Origin of the sequence: Amycolatopsis sp. cmx-8-4, assembly GCF_046548675.1 — a bacterium.
Taxonomy (GTDB): Bacteria; Actinomycetota; Actinomycetes; order Mycobacteriales; family Pseudonocardiaceae; genus Amycolatopsis.
Window position 1 is genome coordinate 83,462 of the sequence record NZ_JAEBDZ010000014.1, and the last position, 26,645, is coordinate 110,106.

28 protein-coding genes and 4 pseudogenes are annotated in these 26,645 nt (G+C 70.4%); 15 read left to right on the forward strand and 17 right to left on the reverse strand.

Annotation, left to right across the window (positions count from 1 at the left end):
• The first annotated feature begins 7 nt into the window (after positions 1 to 7).
• Positions 8 to 484: a (2Fe-2S)-binding protein gene (locus ACLJQZ_RS27955; protein ID WP_410622849.1), complete on the forward strand. Its 477-nt coding sequence runs from the start codon at positions 8 to 10 to the stop codon at positions 482 to 484.
• 67 nt (positions 485 to 551) lie between these two features.
• Here ACLJQZ_RS27955 and ACLJQZ_RS27960 read toward each other — a convergent pair whose 3' ends face one another.
• From ACLJQZ_RS27960 to ACLJQZ_RS27995, 8 genes are all read right to left on the reverse strand, one after another.
• Positions 552 to 962 (reverse strand): hypothetical protein, encoded by a 411-nt coding sequence (locus ACLJQZ_RS27960; RefSeq protein WP_410622850.1) that lies wholly within the window; start codon positions 960 to 962, stop codon positions 552 to 554.
• A 221-nt stretch (positions 963 to 1,183) separates the two neighbouring features.
• Entirely contained in the window at positions 1,184 to 2,719 is a 1,536-nt protein-coding gene (locus tag ACLJQZ_RS27965) for an alpha/beta hydrolase (RefSeq protein WP_410622851.1), read from the reverse strand.
• The gene (locus ACLJQZ_RS27970; RefSeq protein ID WP_410622852.1) at positions 2,719 to 3,027 is read right to left on the reverse strand and encodes a hypothetical protein; all 309 of its coding nucleotides are present in this window, start codon (positions 3,025 to 3,027) and stop codon (positions 2,719 to 2,721) included. Before ACLJQZ_RS27970 ends, ACLJQZ_RS27965 begins: the two co-directional genes overlap by 1 nt.
• A 366-nt stretch (positions 3,028 to 3,393) precedes the next feature.
• Positions 3,394 to 4,161, reverse strand: coding sequence for a glycoside hydrolase family 75 protein (locus ACLJQZ_RS27975; protein ID WP_410622853.1), 768 nt, complete (start codon positions 4,159 to 4,161; stop codon positions 3,394 to 3,396).
• Between the two features lie 289 nt (positions 4,162 to 4,450).
• The gene (locus ACLJQZ_RS27980; protein WP_410622854.1) at positions 4,451 to 5,662 is read right to left on the reverse strand and encodes an RNA polymerase sigma factor; all 1,212 of its coding nucleotides are present in this window, start codon (positions 5,660 to 5,662) and stop codon (positions 4,451 to 4,453) included.
• The gene (locus ACLJQZ_RS27985) at positions 5,659 to 6,012 is read right to left on the reverse strand and encodes a YciI family protein (protein ID WP_410622981.1); all 354 of its coding nucleotides are present in this window, start codon (positions 6,010 to 6,012) and stop codon (positions 5,659 to 5,661) included. Before ACLJQZ_RS27985 ends, ACLJQZ_RS27980 begins: the two co-directional genes overlap by 4 nt.
• 5 nt (positions 6,013 to 6,017) lie before the next feature.
• Positions 6,018 to 6,755, reverse strand: a complete 738-nt coding sequence (locus tag ACLJQZ_RS27990) for a dihydrofolate reductase family protein (protein ID WP_410622855.1) — start codon at positions 6,753 to 6,755, stop codon at positions 6,018 to 6,020.
• Between the two features lie 135 nt (positions 6,756 to 6,890).
• Positions 6,891 to 7,553, reverse strand: coding sequence for a TetR/AcrR family transcriptional regulator (locus ACLJQZ_RS27995; RefSeq protein WP_410622856.1), 663 nt, complete (start codon positions 7,551 to 7,553; stop codon positions 6,891 to 6,893).
• Positions 7,554 to 7,684: 131 nt separating this feature from the next.
• Between ACLJQZ_RS27995 and ACLJQZ_RS28000 the strand changes: the two genes are divergently transcribed.
• Together ACLJQZ_RS28000 and ACLJQZ_RS28005 are read left to right on the forward strand one after the other, a co-directional pair.
• Entirely contained in the window at positions 7,685 to 8,617 is a 933-nt protein-coding gene (locus tag ACLJQZ_RS28000; RefSeq protein ID WP_410622982.1) for a shikimate dehydrogenase, read from the forward strand.
• Positions 8,604 to 10,451 (forward strand): bifunctional sugar phosphate isomerase/epimerase/4-hydroxyphenylpyruvate dioxygenase family protein, encoded by a 1,848-nt coding sequence (locus ACLJQZ_RS28005; RefSeq protein WP_410622857.1) that lies wholly within the window; start codon positions 8,604 to 8,606, stop codon positions 10,449 to 10,451. The genes ACLJQZ_RS28000 and ACLJQZ_RS28005 overlap by 14 nt, the downstream gene beginning before the upstream one ends.
• A gap of 34 nt (positions 10,452 to 10,485) precedes the next feature.
• On the opposite strand, the gene ACLJQZ_RS28010 is transcribed toward ACLJQZ_RS28005, so the two are convergent.
• The gene (locus ACLJQZ_RS28010) at positions 10,486 to 11,397 is read right to left on the reverse strand and encodes a LysR family transcriptional regulator (protein WP_410622858.1); all 912 of its coding nucleotides are present in this window, start codon (positions 11,395 to 11,397) and stop codon (positions 10,486 to 10,488) included.
• A gap of 189 nt (positions 11,398 to 11,586) precedes the next feature.
• Between ACLJQZ_RS28010 and ACLJQZ_RS28015 the strand changes: the two genes are divergently transcribed.
• From ACLJQZ_RS28015 to ACLJQZ_RS28025, 3 genes are read left to right on the forward strand one after another with little or no spacing between them, the layout of a single operon-like run.
• The gene (locus ACLJQZ_RS28015; RefSeq protein ID WP_410622859.1) at positions 11,587 to 12,204 is read left to right on the forward strand and encodes an NADPH-dependent F420 reductase; all 618 of its coding nucleotides are present in this window, start codon (positions 11,587 to 11,589) and stop codon (positions 12,202 to 12,204) included.
• 52 nt (positions 12,205 to 12,256) lie between these two features.
• A complete protein-coding gene (locus ACLJQZ_RS28020) occupies positions 12,257 to 13,198 on the forward strand; it encodes an SDR family oxidoreductase (protein WP_410622860.1) in 942 nt (313 codons plus the stop codon).
• A 15-nt stretch (positions 13,199 to 13,213) separates the two neighbouring features.
• Positions 13,214 to 13,882: an NADPH-dependent F420 reductase gene (locus ACLJQZ_RS28025; protein WP_410622861.1), complete on the forward strand. Its 669-nt coding sequence runs from the start codon at positions 13,214 to 13,216 to the stop codon at positions 13,880 to 13,882.
• Positions 13,883 to 14,157: 275 nt separating this feature from the next.
• Here the strand turns inward: ACLJQZ_RS28025 and ACLJQZ_RS28030 are convergent, their stop codons facing one another.
• Entirely contained in the window at positions 14,158 to 14,337 is a 180-nt protein-coding gene (locus ACLJQZ_RS28030) for a hypothetical protein (protein WP_410622986.1), read from the reverse strand.
• A 136-nt stretch (positions 14,338 to 14,473) separates the two neighbouring features.
• Positions 14,474 to 14,641 (reverse strand): TetR/AcrR family transcriptional regulator, encoded by a 168-nt coding sequence (locus ACLJQZ_RS28035; protein WP_410622862.1) that lies wholly within the window; start codon positions 14,639 to 14,641, stop codon positions 14,474 to 14,476.
• Positions 14,642 to 14,738: 97 nt separating this feature from the next.
• Between ACLJQZ_RS28035 and ACLJQZ_RS28040 the strand changes: the two genes are divergently transcribed.
• Both ACLJQZ_RS28040 and ACLJQZ_RS28045 read left to right on the forward strand, forming a co-directional pair.
• Entirely contained in the window at positions 14,739 to 14,975 is a 237-nt protein-coding gene (locus tag ACLJQZ_RS28040; RefSeq protein ID WP_410622863.1) for a hypothetical protein, read from the forward strand.
• 225 nt (positions 14,976 to 15,200) lie between these two features.
• Positions 15,201 to 16,268 carry a hypothetical protein gene (locus ACLJQZ_RS28045; RefSeq protein WP_410622864.1) on the forward strand — a complete coding sequence of 356 codons (1,068 nt, stop codon included), beginning with the start codon at positions 15,201 to 15,203 and terminating at the stop codon, positions 16,266 to 16,268.
• An 86-nt stretch (positions 16,269 to 16,354) separates the two neighbouring features.
• Here ACLJQZ_RS28045 and ACLJQZ_RS28050 read toward each other — a convergent pair whose 3' ends face one another.
• From ACLJQZ_RS28050 to ACLJQZ_RS28060, 3 genes and pseudogenes are all read right to left on the reverse strand, one after another.
• Positions 16,355 to 16,489 (reverse strand): hypothetical protein, encoded by a 135-nt coding sequence (locus tag ACLJQZ_RS28050; protein ID WP_410622987.1) that lies wholly within the window; start codon positions 16,487 to 16,489, stop codon positions 16,355 to 16,357.
• 480 nt (positions 16,490 to 16,969) lie between these two features.
• Positions 16,970 to 17,167 (reverse strand): annotated as a pseudogene (locus ACLJQZ_RS28055) (TetR/AcrR family transcriptional regulator); the annotation flags it as partial.
• Between the two features lie 143 nt (positions 17,168 to 17,310).
• A complete protein-coding gene (locus tag ACLJQZ_RS28060; protein WP_410622865.1) occupies positions 17,311 to 17,607 on the reverse strand; it encodes a hypothetical protein in 297 nt (98 codons plus the stop codon).
• 427 nt (positions 17,608 to 18,034) lie between these two features.
• On the opposite strand from ACLJQZ_RS28060, the gene ACLJQZ_RS28065 reads away from it, so the two are divergent.
• Together ACLJQZ_RS28065 and ACLJQZ_RS28070 are read left to right on the forward strand one after the other, a co-directional pair.
• Positions 18,035 to 18,394, forward strand: coding sequence for a hypothetical protein (locus ACLJQZ_RS28065; RefSeq protein WP_410622866.1), 360 nt, complete (start codon positions 18,035 to 18,037; stop codon positions 18,392 to 18,394).
• A 126-nt stretch (positions 18,395 to 18,520) separates the two neighbouring features.
• Entirely contained in the window at positions 18,521 to 18,655 is a 135-nt protein-coding gene (locus ACLJQZ_RS28070; protein WP_410622867.1) for a hypothetical protein, read from the forward strand.
• A 3-nt stretch (positions 18,656 to 18,658) separates the two neighbouring features.
• On the opposite strand, the pseudogene ACLJQZ_RS28075 reads toward ACLJQZ_RS28070, so the two are convergent.
• A pseudogene (locus ACLJQZ_RS28075) lies at positions 18,659 to 19,021 on the reverse strand (hypothetical protein); the annotation flags it as partial.
• A 255-nt stretch (positions 19,022 to 19,276) separates the two neighbouring features.
• Here ACLJQZ_RS28075 and ACLJQZ_RS28080 point away from each other — a divergent pair.
• From ACLJQZ_RS28080 to ACLJQZ_RS28090, 3 genes and pseudogenes are all read left to right on the forward strand, one after another.
• Positions 19,277 to 19,420, forward strand: a pseudogene (locus ACLJQZ_RS28080) (tautomerase family protein); the annotation flags it as partial.
• A 306-nt stretch (positions 19,421 to 19,726) separates the two neighbouring features.
• Positions 19,727 to 20,389, forward strand: a complete 663-nt coding sequence (locus ACLJQZ_RS28085) for an STAS domain-containing protein (protein WP_410622868.1) — start codon at positions 19,727 to 19,729, stop codon at positions 20,387 to 20,389.
• A gap of 539 nt (positions 20,390 to 20,928) precedes the next feature.
• Positions 20,929 to 21,822 (forward strand): class II glutamine amidotransferase, encoded by an 894-nt coding sequence (locus ACLJQZ_RS28090; protein ID WP_410622869.1) that lies wholly within the window; start codon positions 20,929 to 20,931, stop codon positions 21,820 to 21,822.
• A 453-nt stretch (positions 21,823 to 22,275) separates the two neighbouring features.
• Here ACLJQZ_RS28090 and ACLJQZ_RS28095 read toward each other — a convergent pair.
• Positions 22,276 to 22,539 (reverse strand): annotated as a pseudogene (locus tag ACLJQZ_RS28095) (WhiB family transcriptional regulator); the annotation flags it as partial.
• 454 nt (positions 22,540 to 22,993) lie between these two features.
• The gene (locus ACLJQZ_RS28100; protein WP_410622870.1) at positions 22,994 to 23,377 is read right to left on the reverse strand and encodes a hypothetical protein; all 384 of its coding nucleotides are present in this window, start codon (positions 23,375 to 23,377) and stop codon (positions 22,994 to 22,996) included.
• A gap of 1,314 nt (positions 23,378 to 24,691) precedes the next feature.
• Between ACLJQZ_RS28100 and ACLJQZ_RS28105 the strand changes: the two genes are divergently transcribed.
• A complete protein-coding gene (locus ACLJQZ_RS28105; protein ID WP_410622871.1) occupies positions 24,692 to 25,222 on the forward strand; it encodes a flavodoxin domain-containing protein in 531 nt (176 codons plus the stop codon).
• Positions 25,219 to 26,634 (forward strand): DUF4389 domain-containing protein, encoded by a 1,416-nt coding sequence (locus ACLJQZ_RS28110; RefSeq protein WP_410622872.1) that lies wholly within the window; start codon positions 25,219 to 25,221, stop codon positions 26,632 to 26,634. Before ACLJQZ_RS28105 ends, ACLJQZ_RS28110 begins: the two co-directional genes overlap by 4 nt.
• Positions 26,635 to 26,645: the final 11 nt, after the last annotated feature.

The following is a 26,645-nucleotide window of genomic DNA, read 5'->3' on the forward strand; positions in this document are numbered from 1 at the left end:
GCCAGCCGTGCCGCAACACACGTTCAAGGTCAACGGCCAGCAGGTCACCGTCGACGCCGAGGACGACCTCCGGCTCCTCTGGGTGCTGCGCGACCTGCTCGGGATCACCGGACCCAAGTACGGCTGCGGGCTCGACGTCTGCAAGGCCTGCACCAGCCACATCAACGGGAAAGCCTTCAACCCGTGCTCGGTGCGGGTCGCGGACATCAAGACCACCGACGAGATCACGACGATCGAAGGCCTGCCCGCGACCGTCGGGAAAGACCTGCACCCGATGCAGGAGGCGTGGCTGCAGCTGGACGTCGCCCAGTGCGGCTACTGCCAGCCGGGCCAGATCATGGCCGCGGTCGCGAAGGTGAAGCAGGCGACCGCCGCCGGCCGGGAGATCACCGACGCCGATCTCGACGAGATCCGCAACATCTGCCGCTGCGGTACCTACGCCCGGATCCGGGAGGCCATCAAGGCCGGCGCCGAGAACATGTGACGGCCGTCGTGGGTGCGGTGCGGGTGTGGCCGGCGGACCGCGAGCGACCGGCACGCTCGTCCGCAGGTCAAGGATGTGCGGTGGGCGTGCCGTTTCGCCAGACGCACGGCGTGGTGTTGCCGATCGCCAGCCGGTTGTCGACGTTGGCCTGAAGGCTCATGAGGTAGCCGTCGCGTCGGGCGTTCATGAACATGTCGCCCGGCCTGTTGTCGGCGTCGAGCACCCAGCCGTGGCTCGACCACCAGGCCTTGAGCGTGTCGAAGTACGTGCCGTTCTGCGCGGCCGGGATTCCGTTGACCCAGAAGCCGACGCCGAGCTGGACTTGACCGGTGGGCTTGCCGGAGCTGTCCGTGCAGTTCAACGGCTGGGGTGGCAGCGCCTCCAGCGTGAAGCCCGCGGGGAAGACCGCGGCTGCGGCCTCGCGAACCTGGTCGGTGGCGGACGTTTGCGCCTGGGCGAGGGAGGTGGTGGGTTCCACGTGATCGTCTCCGCATGCGGCAGTGGTGATGGCCAACAGGACTACGAGGACCAGGAGCCGCCGAAGGTTCTTCGGCGTCCCCAGGGGGCCTCGAGGCGAAGGGGTCACGGCGCAGCCGCACCTGCTATCACGTTGGCCATTCCCCGTAGCGACTTCGAGTTCGGATCCCAGTAGTCGGAGTGGCCGCCGGTGAGGTTCGAGTCGAACGGGTGCCCACCGAACTACCCGGTCGTCGGGTCCGGGCCCAGGGGATCGACTCGGTCGAGCGCCGGGTTGTCGAAGTTCGTCAAGGCGGGGACCGGGTCCATCGCCGACTTCGTGGCGTACAGGTGGTGGCTCATCTGGTCGGGCGGGACGCCGTCGAGACGCAGGTCTGTGGCGTGCTGCACGCCGACGCCCGGGCTGGCGACCATGACGAGGTTGTCGGCGGGCAGGCCGAGGTCACGGGCGGTCTGGCCGACCACGGTGGTGCCGTAGCTGTGACCGATCACGGTGGAGTTGACGGTGATCGGGTCGTGGCTGGCGCCGAGGCCGTCCTGGAAGCGCCGGAGGCCGGGCTCGGCGTGATCGGCGAAGCTCGTGCCGGCCGCGTCCGGGAGGATGCTCTGCGGCGCGTCGTAGCCGGCCCAGGTGATCACCGAGGTCGGTACCGGGTTGATCATGCTCGCGCTGTGGCTCATGATGTCGGCCCGCTGGATGTCGGTGGCGAATCCGTCGAGGCCGGCGTAGGTGCCGGGGACGTAGGTGGCCAGGTTCTGCGCGTGATCCGGGTTGCCGACGGCGATGATGGCGTGCCCGGCGCCGTCGGTGTCGACGCCCAGCAGGAACGCGGGCGGCTGGCCGGGCAGGGGCTGCGTCAGGCGTTCGTTGATCGCGTCCAGCCCTTGGAGCTTCTTGTCCACGGGAGCCAGTTCCCGCTCGAGGTCGAAGTACTCGCTCTGATCGGTCGGGTCGGATTGGTCCAGCGCAGCCATCCGGTGCCGCAGGTCGTCACGGTGATTCCGCAGGTCGGAGTACCGCTGGCCGAAGACGGCCCGGTTGGCCTTGTCGCGTACCTCGGCGGGCAGGCCGTCCATGTCGCCGAGGGCCGCGGGGCGGTCGTGGAGCAGGATCGCCCGGCCGGCGGGGGAGAGGCCGGCCCACCAGGCCGCGGTCTGCGACGGGGTGGCGCCGGCGGGTGGTTCCGGCAACGTGAGACCGGGATCGAGCGCTCCGGCCGCGGCCGCGGCGGCCGCGGTCGCCTCGTCACCGGTACCGAACTCGCCGGTTTCGGCGCGCTCGAGCACGGACGCGAGATCGCTGTCGATGTCCTCGGCCGTGCGCAACGCTTGGGTGAGGTCGTCGACGACCTGCCGGCAGGCGCGTTCCCGATCTTGCGGGTGCAGATCCGGCGGTGGCTCACGGTCACGAAAAGTGTCGGTCACAGTCCCGGAATCGGTGATCCGGTAGCCGTACTTGAGGGCCAATTCTTCCGCGTTCGTGATTGCGTTCTGCACCCCGGTGATCGCATCAGCCGCTTGGGTGATGGCCTTGCCGACGATGCTCGCGCCGGCCGCGAGCTTGTCGATGCGGGACATCAGCGCTCGGTGCGCCGAGCCGGCGGTGTCGGCGGCGGGACCTGTCCAGTCGTTTACCGGAACGGCCTTCCCGAAATCATCACCCGAATGGATCAGGACGTCGAGCTGACGCCGGATCGCCGTGTAGATCTCGTCGAGCTGGGCGGTGTTCCACCGCTTCACATCGGAGAGCGAGACCATCAGCGTGGGCCTCGCGGGGATCCGGCGCTCGTCAGCTCGTCACCGCCGGTCTGGTCCGCGCGCTGGTAGCTGTCCGCCGCCTTTTCGAGGTTCTCGGCGTGCGCGTCGGCGTCGATGCACCAGGCTTTGAAGGCTGTTGTCCACGACCGGCCCGATGTCGGCGCGATGCCGGCGGTCGTGCCGCCGGGCATCGCCGCGGCCAACGTGCCCACCGGTTCCCCGCAGTCGACGGCCCGCAGTTCGCCCACCGCGTCCGCGGCGGATCTTCGTGCGGCGCGCAACGCCTCCGGGACAGTGCGAAACCCCATGTCGTCCCTCCCCGTAGCAGCCCAGTCACACTAAGCCAGTCAAATGGAGGGTGCAATATGCAGAGTGCACGGTAGTGACAACCGTCCAGCTTTTGTCCAGTCGGTTTTTGGAACATGTGTCAATGGATGCGGTGGCCCGGGCGGAGCACACCGCCATTCGGGTTCTCCGAACTGTCGGTGGACGTTTGGCGTGGCGATCTTGAATGCGCGTTGCGCTGCGCACCGAGGTGGAATCGCTGCGGCGGAACGCAATCGCGGTGCTCGCGCGGAAAGGGCGTGCACCGTCCGATCGACCGCGACCACCGCCGTGTTCGCCGTCGGCGCCGTGGCGGTGGTCGCGGTCGACTCTGTTTCATCGCAACGGTTTCAGAGGCCCATGCTGGTGCCGAGGCTGTCCAGGGCCTTCTGGACCAAGGCCTGGGCGTTGGCGTTCAGGTTGGAGTTCGTGCCGTTCACGACCCAGGACGAGCCGGAGAAGATCACCACGGTCACGCCGTTGTCGACGCCGCCGGTGGTGCCGCTGCTGGGGATGCCGAGCGATGAGGCCGCTTTCACCGACGCCTCACCCAGTTCGCGGGAGTCGTTGTCCGAAGTGGTCTGGTCGTTCCCCGTCTGCGTGTCGCCGAAGATCGCGCCGATCACCTTGCTCTTGTAGAACATCAGCGCGAACTGGCGCCCCTTGATGCCGTGCTCCTTGTAGAAGAAGTGCGGGCACGGGCTCTTGCGGTCGTAGCAGTCGTCTCCCAGCACGTAGAACGGTACGTGGTGCGCGGCCAGCTGTGAGCCGTTGCTGTCCTGGAAAGTCGTCTCGCCCTGGTGGTCCGGGTCGGGATCGGGGTCGCTGCCGTCGTCGTCGACGGCCAAGGAGGAACTGTAGGCGTAGACGCCCGACGACACCTGGAACACGTTCACGTTCTGCGACCGCGTCATGGTGTTGATGTGGGGCTTGGAGTTGATCTTGTTCGCGGTCGTGCTCTTCTTCTGGACGCCGGCCAGCACCTCGGCGGCCGTGTACGTTTTGTCTGCCGAAGCCGGGGAAGCCGTGGCGGCGTCGGCGATCTTGGCGCCGAGCGGCGGCGCGATGAGCGTCAGAGCTGCGGCGGCTACCACGGCGAAGCGCTTGCGGGATGACATGAGCGGGGACCCTCCGTTGTTCGTTAGGAAAGTTACCTAACAGAGGAAACCATCGGTGACCCCGATCCCGTGAAAGTTTTACCAACATTTTGGAGAAATGTCCCGGTCTTCGGGGCATACCCGGCCGAGAACCCTTTGTGTGGCCGGAAACCGGCCGGCCGTCGGCGGTCGGCTCGAGCGCGAGCCCGCCGACGGCGAGCATCCCGGAAGTCCGCGGCACGGGCCTGACGAATCTCGACATCGAAGTGACGCCCGGTTTCCTGGTCTCAGCCGCAAGATCCGGAGGCCGTCACCCCAGCCGTGCGGCGCGGGTCAGGAGGTGCCGCCGCTCGGGTTCGCTGGTGGTGCGCCGGGCCGCCTCGTGGTAGCCGGCGCGGGCCGCGTCGTGGTCGCCGGCCAGCTCCAGCAGGTGGGCCCGCACGGACACGAGGTGGTGGGACGCGGAGATGCGCTCGTCGGCCGAGACGGCGTCGAGCAGGGCCAGCCCGGCCGCGGGTCCGTGCACCTCGGCGACCGCCACCGCCCGGTTGAGGGTCACCGCCGGGTTGGGGGCCACGCGCTCGAGAACCGTGTAGAGGGCCAGGATCTGCGGCCAGTCGGTGGCCGCGGCGGTGGGGGCCTCGTCGTGGACGGCGGCGATGGCGGCCTGCAGCTGGTACGGGCCGATCGGGCCCCGCGACAGGGCGCCGGTCACCAGCGCCACGCCCTCGGCGATGGCGCCGGTGTTCCAGAGCGTCCGGTCCTGCTCGCTCAGCGGCACCAGCGACCCGTCCGGGGCCGTGCGGGCCCGGCGCCGGGCGTCGGTCAGCAGCAGCAGGCCCAGCAGCCCGGCCACTTCGCCGTCGCCGGGGACCAGCCGGTGCAGCTCGCGGGCCAGCCGGATGGCCTCGGCCGTCAGCTCGGCCCGCACCAGCCGCGCTCCCGACGTGGCCGTGTAGCCCTCGTTGAAGACGAGGTAGACCACGTGGAGCACGACGCCGAGCCGCTGCGCCTGCTCGGCCGGCGGCGGCAGGGCGAAGCCGGCGCCGGCGGCCTTGATGCGTTGCTTAGCCCGGCTGATGCGCTGCCCCATGGTCGCCTCGGGCACGAGGAAAGCCCGGGCGATCTCGGCGGTCGACAGACCGCCGACGGCCCGCAGGGTCAGCGCGATCTGCGACGGGGGAGTCAGCACCGGGTGGCAGCACAGGAACAGCAGCGTGAGGGTGTCGTCGCCGGCGTGCACCTCGCCGCCGGCGGGTGGCGGCGGAGTGCGGATCGCGTCGGCCTCCTCCCGCCGGCGCCGGGCGGCGTCGCTGCGCACCTGGTCGGCGAGGCGCCGCGTCGCCACCGTCGTCAGCCACGCCCGGGGACTCTCCGGCCACCCCTCGACCGGCCACTGGGTCGTCGCCGCCACCAGGGCCTCCTGGACGGCGTCCTCGCAGGCGTCGAACAGGCCGTAGCGGCGCACCAGCGCACCGAGCACCTCCGGGACCAGCCGCCGGACGGCCTGCCAATCGGTCACGGCGAGACGTCGGCCTCGTGCATGAGCGGCCGGACCTCGACACCCCAGTGGCGCGCCGAGGGGTTGCGGGCCGCGATCTCCAGGGCCCGGTCCAGGCTGTCGCAGTCGAGGATCGTGAAGCTGCCCAGGTACTCCTTGGCCTCGGCGAAGGGGCCGTCGGTCACCACCGGCGTCCCGCCGCTGACCCGGACCATCTTGGAGTTCATCTGGTCGGCCATCCCGTAGGCGCCGACCAGCTCGCCGGACTCGAACAGCTCCTGGTTGAGGGCGTCGGTCTCGCGGATGAGCTCGGCGAGGGCCTCCGCGCCGATCGAGGTGAAAGCTTCCTCGTTGCCGTAGATCAGCAGCATGTACTTCACAGCGCGCTCCTCTGCTCCGGCCGGCCCGGTCCGACCAGCTCGCCGCTGGCCCCGCGGTCGTCCAGCACCAGCTTCGACCGCCCGGTGACGGTATAGCGAATATGGGTGACCCCCGGCGTCGCGGCAACCCGGGTCGGGACCAGCTCGATGCCGTCGTCCGCACCGAGACCGAGACCGGGGCCGAACAGGTGCTGGCCGTCGCCCAGCAGCACCGGGGCGATGTGCAGCTCGAGCTGGTCGAGCAGCCCGGCGCGCAGCACCTGCTGCAGGAGCTCCCCGCCGCCGGCCACCGCGACGTCCTTGCCGCCGGCGGCGGCGCGGGCCAGCTCGACGGCCCGCTCGAGCCCGTCGGTGACGAAGGTGAAGGAGGTGCCGCCCTCGCGTTCGAGCACTTCCCGGGGGCGGTGGGTGACGACGAACACCGGCGCGTGGAACGGCGGCTCCTCGCCCCAGGGGAACTCACCGGCGTCGAACATGCGCCGGCCCATGACGTAGGCCCCGGCCGCGGCGAACGTCTCCTCGATGATCTCCGAGTCGACCGACCGCTCGCCGCCGGTGAAGCCCTGGCGCTCGCGCCAGGCCGCGGCGTCGACGACCCAGCGGGTGACCCGGAAGAACCCGGGCGCTTCGGGGCCCCGCATCCAGCCGCTCATGTCGAGGGGGTGCTGCGTGTCGCGCGGTCCGGTGTAGAAGCCGTCGAGGGATATCGACATCTGCGCGGTCACCTTGGTCATCGTTCGTGCTCCTGCCGTGGTGGCGGCCCTGTTCGGCCGCCGGTGCCCACTGGTCGGAGCCGACCGTCCGTTCTCGACACGCGCCGGGGAGAAACTTTGGGGGAGAAGTGCCCGCCGGTCGGATCGCGTGCGGGCTCAGCGCGTCGTCAGGTAGCTGACGAGCATGTCGGCGACCATGCGCCGGTGATGCTCGCGGTGCGCGGGGTCCAGCATGTCGCGGTCGAAGATGGCGTTGAACGTGTAGCGGTTCGCGGTGCGGAACACGCAGAATGCGCTGATGGCCATGTGTACGTCGAGCGCGTCGACGTCGTCGCGGAACTGCCCGGCTTCGCGGCCGCGCGCGAGGATGCGGGTGAGCACGTCGAGGGCCGGGTTGGCCAGGTTGGACAGTGCGGTCGAGCGGGCGATGTGCTCGGCGCGGTGGATGTTCTCGATGCTGACCAGCCGCACGAAGTCCGGGTGGGACTCGTGGTGGTCGAAGGTGAGCCCGGCGAGCTGCCGGATGGCCTCGGCCGGGTCGAGGTGGTCGACGTCGAGGTTCCGCTCGAGGGAGCGGATGACGGTGTAGGCCCGTTCGAGGACCTCGACGAACAGCTGGTCCTTGTTGGTGAAGTAGTAGTAGATCATCCGCTTGGTGGTGCGGGTCTTCGCGGCGATCTCGTCCACCCGCGCGCCGTCGAAGCCCTTTTCGGCGAACTCGCGGGCGGCCGTGTCGAGGATCTCGGCGCGGGTCCGGTCCGCGTCGCGAACGCGTTCGGGCCCGCCTTTCGCCACCTCGTCCTGTGCTGGTGCGGCCACGGACGTCCTTCCTCGCTTCGGCTGGTGTACCCACTCTAGGACGTCGCGGGGGACCGAAGCCCCTTCACGGCACCGGTGCCATGAGGTACAAATAACGTACTAGTTCGTACATTACGGGAGTGGTCGTGTCGTTGTCTTCGGCTGTCGAGGCGATCCGCGCCACCGCGTCGCGGGCGAGGCCGGGCACGGTGCTGACGGGGCTGATCGGCGCGGGCATCGGGCCCTCGCTGAGCCCGCCGCTGCACGAGACCGAGGCCCGCCGGCTCGGGCTGGAGCTGGTCTACGCGCGGTTCGACCTGGACGACCACGCGGTGCCGGCCACCGCCGTCGGCCCGCTGCTGGCCGCGGCCCGCGACGCCGGCTACCGCGGGCTCAACATCACCCACCCCTGCAAGCAGCTGGTGCTCGAGCACCTGGACGAGCTGTCCGCCGACGCCGCGGCCCTGGCCGCGGTCAACACCGTCGTCTTCCGGGACGGCCGGGCGACCGGGCACAACACCGACTGGTCCGGCTTCGCCCGCGCGCTCCGGACCGGGCTGCCGGACGTCGACCTCGGCACCGTCGTGGCGCTCGGCGCGGGCGGTGCCGGTGCCGCGGTGACCCACGGTCTGCTGACCGCCGGGGCGGGGCACGTCCGGGTCTTCGACGTCGACACCGGCCGGGCCGAAGCGCTCGCCGCCGCCCTCGCCGGCCGCTTCGGGGCCGATCGCGCGTCGGCGGGCACGGACCTCGCGACGGACGTCGCGGCCGCGGACGGCCTCGTGCACGCCACGCCGACCGGGATGGCCGCCCACCCCGGCCTGCCGCTTCCCGCCGGCCTGCTGCGTTCCGGCCTGTGGGTCGCGGAAGTGGTCTACCGCCCGCTCGAAACGGAGCTGGTCCGCACCGCCCGCGCGCTCGGCGCGCCGGTGCTCGAGGGCGGCCGGATGGCCGTGTTCCAGGCGGCGGCGGCGTTCACCCTGTTCACCGGCGCCGAACCCGACGCCGGGCGGATGCTGCGTCACCTCGGCGTGCTGACCGGAGACACCCCACGTGAAAGGCAGCCCGCCGATGTCCTCGACTGACTCCCGCCGTTCGATCGCCACCGTCTGTCTCTCCGGGACGCTCGAAGACAAGCTGACCGCGGCCGCCCGGGCCGGGTTCGACGGCGTGGAGATCTTCGAGAACGACCTCGTCGCCTCGCCGTGGTCGGCGAAGGAGGTCGGCGAGCACTGCGCCGAGCTGGGCCTGTCGATCGACCTGTACCAGCCGTTCCGGGACTTCGAGGCGGTGCCGCCGGCCGTGCTCGCGCGGAACCTCCGGCGCGCGGAGCTGAAGTTCGACGTCATGGAGCAGCTGGGCACCGACACGATGCTGGTCTGCTCGACCGTCTCGCCGGACGCGGTCGACGACGACGATCTCGCCGCCGAGCAGCTGCACCTGCTGGCCGAGCGCGCCGCCGCGCGGGGCCTGCGGATCGCCTACGAAGCGCTGGCGTGGGGCCGGTTCGTCAACACCTACGAGCACTCCTGGCGGATCGTGCGCCGGGCCGCCCACCCCGCCTTGGGGTTGTGCCTCGACAGCTTCCACATCCTCTCGCGCGGCAGCGACCCGGCCGCGATCCGCACGATCCCCGGCGAGAAGCTGTTCTTCCTGCAGCTGGCCGACGCGCCGCGGCTGCAGATGGACGTGCTGCAGTGGAGCAGGCACCACCGGCTCTTCCCCGGCCAGGGCTCGTTCGACCTGACCGCGTTCACCGGGCACGTGCTCGCGGCCGGATACCGCGGGCCGTTGTCGCTCGAGGTGTTCAACGACGTCTTCCGCCAGGCCGACCCGGCACCGGCCGCCGTCGACGCGATGCGGTCCCTGCTGGCCCTGCAGGAGAACCTCGGGGTCGCGGAGCTGCCGCCCGCCCCGGCGCTGGCCGGGCACACGTTCGTCGAGCTGGCCGTCGACGACGTGTCGGCGCCGCGGGTGGCGGATGCGTTGCGCGGACTGGGTTTCGCCGAGACGGGCCGGCACCGGTCCAAGCCCGTCCGGTTGTGGCAGCAGGGCGACGCGCGGATCCTGCTCAACACCGACGGTGCGGGCCCCACCGGGAGCGCGTCGGTCGGCGCGGTCGCCGTCGAGAGCGCGGACCCGGTCGCCTCGGCCCGGCGCGCCCAGCGGCTGCTCGCCCCGATCCTGCCGCGCGACCACCGCGCGGACGAAGCGGACCTCTCGGCGATCGCCGCGCCGGACGGGACGTCGGTCTTCTTCTGCCGCACCGGCGCGGAAACCGGCGACAGCTGGCTCGGCGACTTCACGCTGTCCGACGCTCCCGGCCCGGGCGCCGGGGTGACCGGGATCGGCTACCTGGGCCTCACCCAGCCGTTCGACCACTTCGACGAGGCGACGTTGTTCTACCGCGCGGTGCTCGGCCTCGAGCCGGAGCCGGTGACGGAGTTCGCGGCGCCGTTCGGTCTCGTGCGCAGCCGCACGGTGGCGGATACCTCGGGCCGGGTCCGCATCGCCCTGGAGTCGGCGCTGCTGCGGCGAGGGGAGTGGGCACCGAGCGTGCGGGAGCCCCAGCGAATCGCCCTGACCAGCGACGACGCGCTGGCGAGTGCGCGCCGGATGCGGGACCTCGGCGCGCCGCTGCTCGACATCCCCGGCAACTACTACGACGACCTCGACGCCCGCCTGGCCCCGGATCCCGAGCTGCTCACGGCCCTGCGGCGGCAGTCGGTGCTCTACGACCGCGACGAACGTGGAGAACTGCTGCACTTCTTCACACTCGTGCTCGGTGGCCGGGTCTTCTTCGAGGTGGTGCAACGAATCGGTGGCTACGCCGGTGACGGCGCGGCGAACTCCCCGGTCCGGGCCGCGCACCGCGGGCAGCGGGACACGAAGGACGGCGAAGCGTCCACAGAGGACTGATACGGCTTCATCACGTCGAACGTGGTCGGACTGCTCAACCGTGCTTTGCCGCGGCAGCGCCACCACGCTGCCACATTTCGTAGTTCCCGCATTCCGCCGTGATCTCGGCCGCCTCCTGGGCCGCGGCGAAGAAGTCGTCGACCACCGGCGAGGTGCGCGATGCCGCCACCGCGAGGCACACCTGTTCGGGCGCCAGATCCGGGATGGACACGTAGCTGATGTCCGGGTGGGAGTAGAACACGGTCGCCGACCGGGCCAGGAACGAGATGCCCCGGCCGGCCGCGACGTGCTCGAGCGTTTCGTCCACCCCGCGCACCACGTATCCGGCGTTGGGGTGGGGGCGTCCGGTGGGCTGCGTGCTGGTGTCGGCGGGCCAGATCAGCGGCTCGCCGGCCAGATCGGCTTCGGTGACTTCCTCTTTGCCGGCCAATCGATGGCCGGCGGGCAGTACCGCCACCCGGGGTTCGGTGTAGAGCGGGGCGACCCGCAAGCCGGCTTCGTCGATGGGCAGCCGCACGTAGCCGATGTCGATGCGGCCGTCGAGCAGCATCGGGGCCTGGTCGTCGCTTTCGATCCGTTGCACGTCAACGGGAACGTCCGGGTGCCGAGCGGCGAACAGGTTCACCGCCGGGGCGGTCGCCACACCGGCCCGGAAGCCGACCATCAGCCGCCGGCTGCCCCGTGCGGCCACGGTCACCCGGTGGCGGGCCGCCTGCGCGGAGGCGAGCAGCGGGCCGGCGTCGGCCAGCAGCTGCCGGCCGGCGTCGGTCAGCGTGACGCCGTGGCTGTCCCGGGTCAGCAGCGCGGCGCCGAGATCCTTTTCCAGTGCGCGGATCTGCCGGCTGAGCACCGGCTGGGCGATGTGCAGCTCATCGGCGGCGCGGCCGAAGTGCGACTTGTCTGCGACGGCGACGAAGTAGCGCAGCTTGCGCAGGTCCAGATCCATGGAGCCTCCCGGTCCGGCGATGCCTCCAGGGTATCGCAGCAGCTGAAAGAGGTCTTGGACACGCACCCGGGCCGCTGGCAGCCTCGGGAACAGGACGCCGTTCGGGCACGTCATCCGGCGGCGTCGACGGCTCGACAGTGGACGACGACGGGGCAGCGCGTCCTGTCCGGCTCCGGGAAGCAGCACATCATGAGCAACATCAGCATCATCGGCTTGGGCGGCATGGCCCGCGCGATCGGCGCCCGCGCGGTCGAAGGCGGCCACGCCGTCGAGGTCATCGGCCGCGACGCGGTCAAGGCCAAGGAGGTGGCCGCGGCCCTCGGCGCCTCGGCCGGGACGTTCGGCGCCACCCCGGCCGGCGACCTCGTCATCCTCGCCGTGCCGCACGCCGGTGGCGTACCCGTGGTCACCCAGTACGGGGAAGCGCTGGCCGGCAAGGTCATCGTCGACATCTCCAACACGTTCGCCGGCCCCGACGACACCGCGCTGGTCACCCCGGAGGGCAGTTCCGGCGCGCAGGAGATCGCCGAGGCCGCCCCGGCGAGCGCGCACGTGGTCAAGGCGTTCAACACCGTCTTCGGTCACGTCCTGGCCCGGGGCGGCCCGCTGGACGTGGTCGTCGCCGGCGACGACGCGGGGGCCAAGGCGAGCGTGGCGGCGTTCGTCGAGAGCCTCGGGCTGCGCCCGCTGGATGCCGGTGGCCTGGCGATGGCGCACTGGCTGGAGGGGGCCGGCCTGCTGCTGACGGGCCTGGCCCGCAGCGGCGCGGGGTTCGACGTCGCGCTCGGCGTCACGATCCTCGAGTGAGCGTCCCGCAAGTCGGTCCACGGTACATATTCTCGTAAGGAGCACCAGGAACATGCGCGTTTTCGTCACGGGCGCGACCGGCCACGCCGGCTCGTACCTCGTCCCGGACCTCATCGCCGCCGGGCACGAGGTCACCGGCCTGGCCCGGTCGGACGCCGCCGCGGCGGCGTTGTCCGCACTCGGCGCGAAGGTGCGTCGCGGCAGCCTCGAGGATCTCGACGGGCTCAAGGAGGCGGCCGCCGGCTCCGACGGCGTCATCCACGTCGCGCACCGGCAGGACCTGCTTCCGGCCGGCGGGATGGACGCCGTGGCCGCCGCGGAGCTGCCGATCGTGCTCGCGTACGGCGAAGCCCTCGCGGGAACCGGAAAGCCGCTGGTCACGGCCGGGAGCATCGGCTCGCCAGGGAACGGGAGGACCCTGGACCGGCCGGCCACCGAGGACGACCCGGCCCTTCCGGCCGGCGACGAGCACAAGGGCACCCTGCGGGCTTCTAACGTCGTGGAAGCCGCCGTAGCCGGCCTCGCCGAGCGGGGAGTGCGGTCTTCGGTCGTGCGGCTTCCCACCATCATGCACAGCACGACCGACGCGGGCTTCCTCACCACGCTGATCGCCGTCGCGAAGGAAAAGGGCTTCGCCGGCTACCCCGGAGACGGCGCGAACCGGTGGAACGCGGTGCACGTCCGCGACGCCGCGTCCGTGTTCCGTCTGGCGCTGGAGAAGGGCGCGGCCGGCCGGTACTGGCACGCCGTCGAGAGCGACGGCATCCCGTTCCGCGCGGTCGCGGAGGCCATCGGCAGCCGTCTGGGTGTGCCCGCCGTGAGCATTCCGCTGGACGAGCTGATGCTGCCGGGATACTTCGGGTTCCTCGCGGCCGTGGTCACGCTGGACCTTCCGGTGTCCAGCCGCATCACCCGCCGGACCCTCGGCTGGGAGCCCGGTGAGCCCGACCTGCTCGCCGATCTGGACAACGGCCACTACTTCCCCGCCAGCTGACGGAAGGCGCCGACCATGACGACGGTGGGGTTTATCGGAAGTGGCAACATCGGCCGTGCCGTCGCGCGGCTCGCGGTCGAGGCCGGGCACCAGGTCGTGCTCGGCAACTCACGCGGTCCCGAAACGCTCACGGACGCGGTCGCGGAGCTGGGGCCGCGGGCGTCCGCGGCGACGAGCGAGCAGGCCGCGGCGGCCGGTGACATCGTGGTGGTCACGGTGCCGGTCACGGCGTTCCCCGACTTGCCCGCTACGGCACTGGCCGGGAAGACGGTCATCGACACGGGCAACTACGGCCCCGAGCGTGACGGGCACATCGCCGAGCTCGACAGCGGATCGCTGACCTCGAGCGAACTGTTGCTGCGGTACCTCCCGGACGCCCTGCTCGTGAAGGCGTTCAACAACATCTTCCACAAACACCTGCCGGCACTCGCCCGCCCGGTGGGGGCGGCCGACCGCTCGTACCTGCCGATCGCCGGGGACTCCGCGAAAGCGAAGGCGGCGGTGACCGAATTCCTCGAATCCATCGGGTACGGCGTGGTGGACGCGGGGTCGCTGGCCGACGGCTGGCGGCAGGCGACAGGCACGCCGGTGTGGGGAACCCCGTACGGGCCGTTCTCCGACGAGAAGGGCCGGCCGGCCGGCGAGAACGTCATCCGTGCGGCACTGGCCGCCGCGAGGCGGTGACCCGGCAACTCTCGGGACGGGGGAAGTCATTACCGACAATCAGGCAAGCTGCAGGCCAGAAGTCCTTGCAGGGAGCTTTTCCCCACGAGTTCGACGACCGCGGTCGCGCGCGCGGATTCGCGGGACGCGTTTCCAGGGCACTGCTGTGGGGCCACCGGTACTTGATCCGAGGGTGTGACGCGGTCCGCTTCGGCGTACGGGGCCGGGAACAGAAGCTCCCGGCCCCGCATGAGTGCATGCCGGACGCGGACCGCCGCCCTCACCGGGGGATCCGCTCAGTACCAGTGCCCGCGGCCGCCGATCTTGCGTCCGGTTCCACCCAGGACGGCCAGGATGACACCGGCGACGGCCAAGACGATGCCGATCGTGTACAGCACGGGAATGCCGATGACGAAGCCGAGGATGATCAGGATGACGCCGAGGATGATCACGGTCGGGAAGCTCCTTCTGCTCACGGAGGGCCGGGCACCGGGAAGTGGTGGCCGCTCGCCCGGGCCCGGAATGCCCAGAGATCTCCGCGGCCAAACACACGTTTTCATCCCATCGGTCCGCGGGGGACAGGCCGCCGAGACGCCGGACGGCACGGGGACGTCACCGAGGTCCACGACCGCCGAAGTAGGTGTAGACGAGGCCCACGCTGCACTGGGCCCGGCCGGCGAGCCGGTCTACCGTCGCGCCGGCGATGCCGTGTTCGGCGAACTCGGCCAGCGCGGCCTCCAGCAGCGCGCGGCGCTTCGCCTCGGGATCTCGGGGTGCCATGTGCCCACGTTGTTGAGTGAACGTTCATTTGACAGGCCGGGACGGACCGTGCTTACCTGGAGGGTCAAATTGAATGAACGTTCACTTAGGAGTTGGGATGGACATCCCTTCGCAGGTCGGCCAGAGCCCGGCTGACGCGGCCCGGCCTTCCCTCCACGCCGCGACCGACCCCGGCGTCACGGCGGGCGACTTCGTCGTGCCGGCGGGGCGGACCGAGCTTCGCGGGGCCCCGCACGTCGCCGCGATGCCCCCGGCCGCCACCGATCCCGCCGTCGGACGTCGGTTGTGGGAACTGTCGGAAGAGCTGACGCACGTCACCTACTCCTTCCAGTGAAAGGGGTTCCGTCATGACCTTCCGGTTCGAGTCCGTTCCCGAGCCCACTTCGGACCGGATGCGGGGATCGACGCGCGGGCTCGCCGCCGCCGAACTCCAGCCGCTCCGTGGTCCGGGAATGACTGACCGCGCCCGCGCCGGGAAGCACCGATCGGTCGAGAGTCAGGCCGGCGGCGAACCGGTAACGTCGGTGACCGGTTCGTCGTCGAGGGAGGGGCTTGTCCCGTGCCGTACACCCATTTCCGGTACATCGCCTACGAAGTGCCGACGGCGACCAACCGCACCGACATCGCCGGGCCGACGCTCGCGGGACTGCCGCCCGGCGGCCTGTGCGACGCGATCCCCGACATCCCGGTGGCGGGTCCGCGCGGGACGACGGCCGACTGGTTCGTCCGGCTCCGGCGGCTGGCCGCGGTGGTGCACATCGCGCAGATGAACGTCCGCGACACCGACGATCCCTCGACGCTGAAGGTGTTCGTGGCGCCGGAGTTCTACTTCCGGCCGGCCAACCCGGCCACCCACCACACCTACTCCACCGAGGAGTACCTGGCCACGTGGGACGCCCTGGACCGGATGTTCCACGCCGTGCGCCTCAAGAACTGGCTGATCGTGCCGGGCTCGGTGCTGTGGCACTCCGACACGATGGTCCAGGGCCGGCGCACCTTTTACAACTCCGTGTGGCACGTGCGTGGCGGCGTCGGCACCGGCGAGGCGAAGCGCATCGAGAAGCGGTTGCCCTCGGGGCTCGACGGCATCCCGATGGCCTTCGCGGTGGGGAAGACCGCCGAGCTGCAGGCGGCCTACGACGAGAAGGAGCTGGTCCGGGAGCGGTTGTTCGAGGTCGACGCCGGCACCACCGTGGGCGTCGAGATCTGCCTCGACCACGCGGCCTCGGTCCAGGTGCTCAAGAAGACGCTGGCCGAGCGCCAGGGCGACCCCACCGACAGCTGGAAGCGCGGCGGCCCCTCGCTGCACGTGCTCACCGCGGGCGGCATGCCGATCGTGCCGGGCTCGGTTGTCGCCCGTCCCGGCGGTTATCTCCTGCGCAACGACGGTTACGCCAACCCGCCGCTGTCGGAGCTGCGCAAGGTGACCGGCTACCGGCTCCCGAGCGGCGCGCCGGCCCAAGCCTGGACGGACAAGTCGATCGCCACCCTGGAGCCCGATCCCGCCGACGCCTTCGAACTCCCGCTGCGGGGCGACGCGCTGCTGGTCCCCGGCCTGCCGGGGCCGGGAACGTACGACATGCCGGCCCAGCGGCTGCGGATCTACCCCGCGAAGCCGTTGCCCTGAGCCCGCGCGGCCGGTGGGGGACGACCCAGCTGGTGGCTGTCCATAAAGGATCGACGACCTTGTCCACGAGTGTGGGCGCCTGCGGGTCAGCCGAGCAGACGGATGTCCGACCGTCCGTAGTGGAACTCGCGGACGGCGATGACGAGTTCGTCGACGGTGAGGCGGCCGTCGCCTTCGAGGTCGATGCGGTCGGACGTGGCGTCGGAGCCGGCGTCGCTCAACCCGGCCGCCGGGCGAGCCAGTTGCGCAGTTCCCGGGTGGCGGCGAGGTACTGCTCCTGGTTCGTGGCGCCGTTCGGGCCGACGCCCGCGGCTTCGGCCTGGCGTTGGTACATCGCGAGCAGAGCGTCGCGGACGGCCCGGCCGCGGTCGCCGGTCGTGGTCTCGCCGAGGCCTCGACGATGCGGCGAGCCTCCGCGTCGTAGCCGGTGCGATCGATGACGCCGTCTCCGTTGGCGTCCCATTTCTCTTGTTCACGGAGCTCGCGCCGGGCGCGGCGCGGACGAACGGAACCCCGGCTCCTGCAACCGGACAGGACTGTCTTTCAGTGTGCCGGGGGAGCGGGAGTAGTGGGCCCCGAACCGGACGCCCTGGCTGCGCTACTGCCACTGGTCCATCTCGGCGGTCCGGAAGGCCTGACGGCTCAGCGGGGGTTTCCCACGGCCGCACCGCGCGGTCGTACAGCTCGGCGAGGTCGGCGAGGTCGGCGGCGCCGTCGGACTTCGCCCAGATCTGGCCGGCCACGTCCAGGCAGGCCATGGCGCTGGCGACGATCGCGTCCGCCGCCGGGTCGGTCGCGTCGTCGGCGCCCAGCCGTTGCCGGATGTTCGGGACGAGCTGCTCCTGCCACTGGAGGTGCTTCTCGATGCTTCGCGCCCTCAGCGACGGGGTCTCGTACATCACCTTGCCACCCGGCGCCGTTTCCGCCGACTTCACCGCAACCTCAAACCTCGCCGGCCAGTGAAGCGGCCGCGGTCGCAACGGTCCCCGACCGGTCGGGGACCGGGTGAGGGCCCCGAAACGACCCTCACCCGGCCTCCGGCTCAGTGGACCTGGACGCCTGCGACATGCGCGGTACCGCGCCCGGCGGGGCACTGGGCGTAGCTCCAGTCATCGACCCGAGTCCATGTCGGCGCGTAGTACGTCGACCCGTTCGTGCACTGCACGTAGGCCCGGTACTCGCCGAATCCGCCGTAGCAGACCGCGTAGGTCCGGACGGAGCTCAGAAAGTCGGTGTCGCAGTCGTACGGGTCCGCGGCCGCCGGCGACGCACCCACCACGAGTGCCAGCCCGGTTCCCAAGACCAGAACGGAAAGTGCCGACAGACATCGTTTCACCATGATCGGATTTCTCCTCTGCTTCGACGGCGCGCCGGGCGGATCGGCACGGATTCGCCGAGTACACGCGCCAGCCGGTCGAGCGGTTTATCCGATTCGTGCCCAGCCGGGCTCGTACTGGGCTGCCCGCGGAGATCACGCTGCTCAGAAGTGCGGTTCCAGCCGAGGCCGTTCCTGGTGTAGAGGGCGTCGCCGGCCGCGGCCGCGTTCGCACAGTTCGTCGAAGCTGCCCGCGAGGACCCTCGCCTTCCGTTTGTCTCAATCCGGCTGCTTCCTGACGCGGCGGCCTGATCGGCACCGGCAATCCATGGGTGGAGCCGAAGCCGGGGTTGCTGATCGAGGGCACCCTGGTGATGGGAGCGACCCAGGACCGGCTTCCGCGCGCCGCGCGCGACCTGGCAGCCTTCGTCCTGGGATGGGGAGGTGTGTCATGGCGGTTGTCGGGGATGTTCTCGCCCTGGGCTCGGAGCTCGAGCGTTCCTATCCGGTGTACGTGCGCGGCCGGTTGAAGTTTCGGGTCAAGCAGATCGTCTATGTCGCGTTCTCGCTCGACGAGGTGGTGATGGGGTTCGCGTTCCCGAAGGACGAGCGCGCCGCGCTCGTCGCCGGTGAGCCGGGGAAGTTCCGGCTGCCGTCGGAGTCGGAGATGCGGTTCAACTGGGTCCACGCCGAGCTCGCTGCGCTGGACCCGACCGAGGCTCGCGAGTTCGTGGTGGACGCGTGGCGGATGGTGGTTCCCCAGAAGGTCTCCCGCGCCTACGACCTTGCCCATCCCGATGGTCCGGGATGACTGCTCCGGCCGCACCGCGTTGTCCGAGAGGTTGCGCAGCAGGCGTTCCCGCTGCCCGGCTTCACCGGGTACCGGCGCCGGACCGTCCACTGCGGACCGCGCCGCCGGGCCGCCGGTGCCGAGCGCGTGTCCGGCGACCTGCTCCGCCACGACGTCCACAAGGTCGACGACCCCGGACGGCGGCGCGGCCTCGGCCGGGTCGGCGGCGAGCTGGAGCAGGTCCGCCGTGATGCGCTGCCGGCGGCGCACGTCGTCCAGTGACCGGTGCGCGACCGCCGGCCAGTCGGCCCGGTCCGGGTGGGTGAGCGCGACTTCGAGGGCCGCGCGCACGTTGACCAGCGGGCTGCGCAGTTCGTGGTTCGCGTCGGCGACGACCCGTTCCTGCTGGTCGGGTGCCTGCTGCAGTCGTTCCAGGGGCTCGCTGGTGGTCCGCGCCGGCCGTTCGATCTCGTCGCGCGAGCGGGGGACCGGGACGCGCCGGTCAAGCCGGCTGCCGCTGACCCCGGCCGGCTCCGCCGGATCGCCTCGACCGGCCGCAGCGCACGCCACGCCGCGTACCACGCGACCAGCGTCGCGAGCAGCCGTTGCGACCTGGTGCGTCTCGCCCCGGGCGTGAGCGGAGACCACGCCCGCCCGCTCTGGAACAGGCCCTCGGCGGCGCTACTGCGGGGCACGCTGGACCTGTTGTGGACCGAACAGTGAGTGGTCAGCCTGACCAGGCTGTTGCGTCGCCTGGACTGATCACGACTCGTGATTGGTCTCGGAGCGGAAAGCTCATTGGTCACTCGGTCGGGAAGCTGTGAAATCTGTGTCGGTAAAACACTGTGAACCGAGGAGAGGCCGATGCCCACCGTTACCGTGCTATAGGGGCCGCGCACCGTCGAGGTGAAGCGCGAGCTGGTCAAGAAGATCACGGAGGCCTTCGTCGAGGCTTACGGCCTGCCGGCCGAGGCCGTGGACGTCTGGATCCAGGAGGTCTCCGCCGACAGCTGGGGCCGCGGCGGCAAGCTCACTGCGGACAAGTAGGCCGGCGCTCCGATCCGGCCGATTCAGCCTTGGATGAGCGTCTGACGACGGTGACGAGTCTGATGCTGTTTCCCAGCGGTATGGATGGGTCCGACGACCGCTTGATACAGCTCCGGCTTGCTCGTCGGCGGCAGGCGAAGGAGGATCTTCATCTTGGATCATGGGCGGCCGGCCCAACCCTTCTGATCGGGCCGGCGGGTAAGTATCGTCGGGGGATGGACCAGCCAGATGACGACCTGGCGAGGTTTCGGTCTCCGAACCAGCGTGAGGCTGCGGCTGACGCCCTCGACAGCGAGTCCGATGTGTGTGATCGGCTTGCTGATGAGCGTGATCGGGCTGCGGATTGGCGGGACGAGGCGGCTGGTGCCGGGCATCGAGCTCATGAACTGGGAATCAAGCTTGATGAGCAGATCCGCCGGCGCGTCGAGCTGGTGGCTCGGTCACGGGAGGCGCTGGATCGTATGCTGCGACGGCTCGACCGAGCCGAAGCAGCGCTTGACGCACACATCAGGCGAGCGCGGCGGGAGGCTGAGGTCCTGCCGGCCGAGGCGCGCGATGATCACAGTCGGCGTGAGCGGTAGGAGGCAGGCGATGAACTTCACGATGAACGTCCGCCGGAACAGCAGTGTGAACATCGAGCTGGACCTGATGGGCGAGGTATTGGTGGCCGCGTCCGAGCCGCTCCGATCACGGCTCTTCGACCTGATCGTCGTCGAGGGCCCTGAGGTGCTGCTGATCAACCTGGCGCAGGTGACCGCGATGAGCAGCGCCGGAATACACGCACTGATGTTCGGTTACACCACCGCTGTCGACCACGGCACGTCCTACCGGGTTCGCCACGCTCGTGGCGGAGTCCGCCGTGTCTTGCAGCTCGCCGGTGTCCTCGACGTGCTGGCGGACAGCGAAGATCTCGGCGCGCTTCTGCTGGCCGAGGTGGCGTTCAACGCGCCCCGTTCCAGCACCGAGTAGCCGCGGGTTCGGACCTGGCGGTGGCTGTGGTCGGGCTGACTGGGAGGTCCCGGTCCCGCATCGACGGGTCCACGGGCGGGGAGAGGGGTCTATTATGGCAGCTGCATCCGATCGGCCGCTGTGCTTCGGCCGCGCCGATCGTGGCGCATCAAGTTTCGCCCTGGACCTCGGCGTACGCACTCGAACCGCACGTCCAAGGGAGCCGCCGTGAACGTCATCGCCGAGAATGTGTCGTTCGGCGCCCGGTAGCCGGGGTGCACCTCGGAATCGAGGTCTCCAAGGGATTCCGCGCCTCCACGATCCGGCTCACCGCCGGCGCCTGCCTTCCACTCATGGGTCTTCAAGCCCGGCGTACCGCCGAAAGGTTGCGCCGGGCTTGTCGCGTACGGCTTCTCCTCCGGAGAACCGGCTCATGCCGTCGGAGGAGGCGTCCGATGAGAGTTCGGAATCCGAGGAATTCGGCGCTGAACGTCGGCCCGGGCGAGATGACCCGTCTCCGGCTTCCCCCCGCCGACCCTCTGAACGCTTCAGGAGCCGGGATGTGCAGATTGTTCGGGCTGTCGGCCAGTCCACACCGCGTCGCCGCCACCTTCTGGCTCCTCGACGCCGTCGACAGCCTCGCCGAGCAGAGCCGCGCCGAACCGGACGGAGTGGGCCTGGGCGTCTTCACTCCCGAGGGCACCGCGCTGGTCCACAAGCGGCCGATCGCCGCGTACCGCGACGCGGAGTTCGCCCGGGAGGCGAAGCAGACCACCAGCGAAACCTTCCTCGCCCACATCCGCTACGCCAGCACCGGTGGCTTGCGCACCGAGAACACCCACCCGTTCCTGCAGGACGGCAGGCTGTTCGCGCACAACGGGGTCGTCACCGGCCTGGATCGCCTGCGCGCCGCGGTGGCCGGAGCGCTCGGCGGCTCGGTCGCGGACCTCGTGCACGGTGACACCGATTCCGAACTGGTGTTCGCGCTGATCACCGCCCACGCACGCCGCCACGGCGACCTCGGTCGGGCGATCGTGGCGGCGGTCGACTGGATCGGGACGTCCATCCCGGTCTACGCGCTCAACCTGATCATCACCACGCCTACGGACCTGTGGGCGTTGCGCTACCCCGATACGCACCCCCTGTACGTTCTGGCCCGGCCGGCAGGCGGACACCAGGGCCACCGCCATCTCGAACACGCCAGCGCGTCGGGTCGGGTGCGGGTCCGCTCCGGCGATCTGGCCGCTGTGCCCGCGACCGTCGTCGCCAGTGAACCGATGGACGAGGATCCGCTCTGGCGTCTGCTCGATCCCGGCGAGCTGCTGCACGTCGGCGCCGGCCAGCGCCTCACCGGCCGGATCGCCGTACCCGAGGCGCCCCGCTTCCGGCTGCGTTCCACCGACCTGGACCAGCAGGCAGCCCGGTCCCAGCTGCCCGGCGCCGGCACACCGTAGAGGAGTGAGCCGGTGCCGGGGCCGCCCCCTACGCGGCCCCGGCACCGCCGGAGGCTTTCGGCCGGCCGGGTCCGGCTCGCCACGCCGAACGGCCGGCTCTCCCCGGAAGTGGCCTCAACGGTGGGAGCCGGCCGTCCTACGGCGCGGTGGGCTTCTGGGTGGGGCCCACCGCGGTCTGTGTGCCGCTCTGTCGTACACAGCTGTGTGGTGCTTGCCGGAAGGGGTTCGACCTCACCCTGGCCACGGCCTCGAGCGTGGGCCCTTCGGGACCCATTCGAGGTGGTGTGTTCCGGTATCGACCTCGAACCAGGCATCGCCGGCGACGCGTGCTCCGGCGTGCCTCTCCGCCGCCGCGTGGACGTCACTGCTTTCGCTGCCCGAGGCGGCGGATGCCGTCCGTGCTTCGTCTTCCGGGCCGTTGGTCGTTGTCGCCGCCGGGAAAGCTGATTCGTGCAGGACCACCGCGCGTTCGGCGACCGTCAGGCCGCCCCAGACGCCGTAGGGTTCCCGGACGATCAGTGCGTGACGGCGGCACGCCTCGAGCACCGGGCAGCCGGCGCAGATCGCTTTGGCGAGCCGGTCGCGGTCGTCCTTGGCCAGGCCGCGCTCGTGGTCGGGGTGGAAGAACGTCGTGCTGTCGATGTCGCGGCACGCGGCGTCCAGCTGCCAGTCCCAGACCGCGGTCCGCGGAGGCGGCAGGCGGCTCACGTCGGCCATGACGACCCGTGTGCCCTGACGGACATCGCAGCGCGAGCCGGGATGACCGGTGCGTGGCTCCGCGGCGACCCGCGGTCGGGCGGCGTCGAGTCCGGTCCCCGTCGGCCGGGGGCTCGTTGTGCGCGAGGAATTGTGATCACCCACATCTCTGGTGCACCGCGTGTATCCGTGCGAGCGCCGCCAGGGGCCGGGGCGGTGGTGCGGACACCGCGGTCGCCGGGAGCACCGCCTGTCCGTCCGCACCTCGAGAAGTACCCAGGGTTGCACGAACGATGCGTGGCGGCAAGGGGGAGATGAAGGCGTCGAGTAGCTGCCTTGCCGCGCGCACAGGGCACGGCTGATCGAGCCTGCAGCCGGCGCGAGGCGGTGGGCCTGCGATCCGGTGGCAGGCGCGATCACCGGTGCCCGTGAACGGCCCGAACCACTCATTGACGTCGGCCACCTGGTTTCGCGGTCATGCTGTCGGGCTCAATGGCGGCTTCGGCTGGGTCCGAGCGACCGGCTGGGATTGGGAGAAATCGTATCCACAGGCCTTGCAGCTCAGTTTCCCGCGCTTGACGGCGCGGCCGCACGCCGGGCAGTCGCGGGTCTTGGGCTTCGTGATCAGCCACAGAATTCCGAGGATCACGTCCGCGGCGACCCAGAGCCCGATGATGAGCCCGACGCCGATGGCTGTGCCGACGTCGCTTGCTGCCTGGCAGGTCTGGACATCGAGGCTGTTGCATGTTGTGTTCGTGGCAGCGGGGCGGGTTGCGGTGGCGACGATGATCCACATGAGGAACAGGGCGTTGATCGCGAGAATTATCCACGTGAAGATGCGAAATCGTGGGAAATGCATCGGCGGTGTGCTCCCTAGGGGAAGACCGCTCTCACTCTTGGCTGGGTAAGAGTTAGCCCATTCGGACCATAGTCTTCCTTGTGTTCCGTTAGCAAGGTGGTTGTCGGGTGATGGGTAAAATCGAACTGTCAAAAAGTCATCGGCTCTGATCTGCTCAAATGAAAGTTCTTTACTGGGGGCCGGTTTCTGATGAGTGTTGGCCCGTGGTCGCCACAAGGCGGTCGTCGTCACGGACGCAGGAATGCAGGGCAGGCCGATTCGGCCGGTCCAGGGCGGCGGGCAGTCCATGGGATGACCTTGCCCTCGTGCTCCTGGCCGGTTCGGTCGGGCGGAAGCACCACGTCTTCCCAGCGCTGCAGCACCAGCGCCGCGGCCATCATCCCGCCTGACCGTTGACCTGCCGATCCAGCCACAACATCGCCCATTACGGCCCTCCGGATCATGGGCCACCTGCCGGTGGCGCCGCCGGGGGCCGGGGCGCGTGTTGTGAACTACTCGACTCGCCGACGATAGACCGAGTCGCCTGGGAAGGGATCGACCTGTTCGGGTCTTGCCTGTCACACGATCGTGGATGTCGCCGTGCCTGAGCGTCTGCGCAGCGGCCCCTGATCGCCATGAGCGACCAGTTCGCTCACGACGGAGGGATTGCCGTGGCTATCCGGTTACTGCGTGGTTGTTGTCCTCGCCCACTGGGCTGCGGTGTGACCGGGTGGGAGATCCCTTTCTTGCGCGGCTTCGCGCACGATCTGCGGGAGCTGGCCGATGACCAGCCGGTCGAGGGCCACGCGATTGTGGGCCTCGGCGGCCGCTCGGTGACGATCTCCTCCACCGTCATCGAACCGATGATCGAGCGCGGGTGCCGGCGAAGATCCGCCCGGTCAGGATCGACATCTGCCCCTGGTCGGACAGGAACCGCCGACCCGCGTCGACGATGTCTCGGTGTCGTTGCCGACCTTGAACACGATGACCGCGCGGACGTTGAGCGTGATGGCCTGCCTGGTCACGCGCGGAACGGCGGTTCGCCCACACCGCTCCTCTTGCCGCCGGGAATGAGCATCGCCTCGTCGGGCGCGGGTACTCGGTAACCGAACATGATCGTTCTCCCAGCTGTCGTTGAAGGGGCCGGACCAGACGACGAGGATCGGGATCAGGCTGCTCGGCTCGACCGGCAACGCCCTGGCTTCGCACGCGGCCTGTCCGGTCGCGGTGGTGCACCGAAAGAGGAGTACCAGGCCGGGACCTCGGTGACTTTCGGCAAGGCCCAAGGGACATTGGCCCCTAAACCGGGAGCCGCCCCCGCGTGAGGCTGGAACCATGAAAATCCTCGTGACGGTGGCCAGCCGACATGGCGCCACCCGGGAAATCGCCGAGAACATCGCCACCGCGGCCGGCTCCGCGCTGACCGACGCCGGGGTGGGGTCCCGGATCGAGGTGTGTGACGCGAGCCTGGTGACTTCGGTCGAAGGCTACGACGCCGTGGTCCTCGGTTCGGCCGTCTACATGGGACACTGGCTCGAGCCGGCCGTCAAGTTCGCCGAGACCTTCGTCGACGAACTCCGCGGGCTGCCGGTCTGGGTGTTCTCCAGCGGGCCCGTGGGCGAACGCGACCAGCAAGCCGACGAGCCGGCCGGTGCCGCCGACGTGGTGATGCGGCTCGGGGCCCGCGCGCACCGGCTGTTCGGCGGGAAGCTCGACCGCCACGCGCTGCACCTTCCGGAGCGGGCGATGGTCGCCGCGCTGCGGGTCCAGGACGGCGACCACCGCGACTGGCCGTCGATCCGGGCCTGGGGCCGCGAGATCGGCGCGACCCTCGCGGTGACCGAGGTTGCCGGGAGCCGGTCATGACGGCGCCACGCGGCTACCCGGTCCGGGTCGAAGCCACCCTGGACGAACCGCTGTCGCGCGGGCTGTGGCTGGTCAAGTGGCTCCTCGCGGTCCCGCACTACGTCGTGCTGGCCTTCCTGTGGTTCGCCTACCCGTTCGTCACCATCGCGGCGTTCTTCGCGATCCTGGTGACCGGCCGCTACCCGCGCTCGCTGTTCGCGTTCACCTCGGGTGTGCTGCGCTGGAGCTGGCGGGTGCAGTACTACTCCTACGCCGGGCTGGGCACCGACCGCTACCCGCCGTTCACCTTCGCTGACGTCCCGGACTACCCGGCCCGGCTCGAAATCGCCTACCCCGAAAAGCTTTCGCGCGGCCTGGTGCTCGTGAAGTGGTGGCTGCTGGCCCTCCCGCACTTCGTGATCATCGGCCTGTTCGCCGGCGGTGGCAGCTGGCTGGCCTTCGGCAACGGCAGCGACGACGACGGCTTCGACTGGGCCGCCGGTGGTCTCGTCGGCGTGCTGGTGCTGGTCGCCGGGGTGGTGCTGCTGTTCACCGGTCGCTACCCGCGGCCGATCTTCGACTTCGTGCTCGGCATGGACCGCTGGGTGTTGCGTGTCGCGGCCTACGTGTCGCTGATGACCGACGAGTACCCGCCGTTCCGGCTGGACATGGGCGGCTCCGAGGCCGCCTTCGAACCGCCGCACCCGCAACCTCGGCCGGCGCACGCGTCCACCTGGACCGGCGGGCGGATCGTCGCCGCCGTCTCCGGTGCGGTGCTGCTGCTCGGCGCGATGGGGCTGCTGACCGGTGGCGGCGCACTGTTGTGGGCCGACCGGACGCAGCGCGACGCCGACGGCTACCTCACCGGTTCCACGACGCTGGCGTCGGACAGCTACGCGGTCCTGACCGACCCGGTGCAGATTTCCGGCGCGCCGGACGTCGTCACCGCCGTCGGGGATGTCCGGATCCGCGCGACCGCCATCGACGGCCACCCGCTCTTCGTGGGTATCGGCCGCTCCGAAGACGTCGCCGGCTACCTGGCCGCGACCGAGTTCACCACCTTGGGCAGCGTGGCCGACAACCGCTCCGGTGATCGAGTGCACCCCGGCGGAGCGCCGGGCACCGCGCCCGGTGGTGCCGGGGTGTGGACGGCGACCGCGTCCGGCTCAGGCACTCAGACCGTCTCCTGGCCGGTCGGTGACGGGCAGTGGACCGCCGTCGTGATGAACACCGACGGCTCGCGCGGGATCTCCGTGCGCGCCGAAGCCGGAGCCACCGCGCCCGCCCTCGGGTGGATCGCCCTCGGCTTGCTGCTCGCCGGCGCGGTACTGCTGGCCGGTGGCGCTCTGCTCATCGGGTTCGCCGCGCACCGAGCACACCGTGCCGGCCCGCCGGTCACCCCGGTTCCGCCCGATCTGCCGAGTCACGTCTGATCCGTCCACTG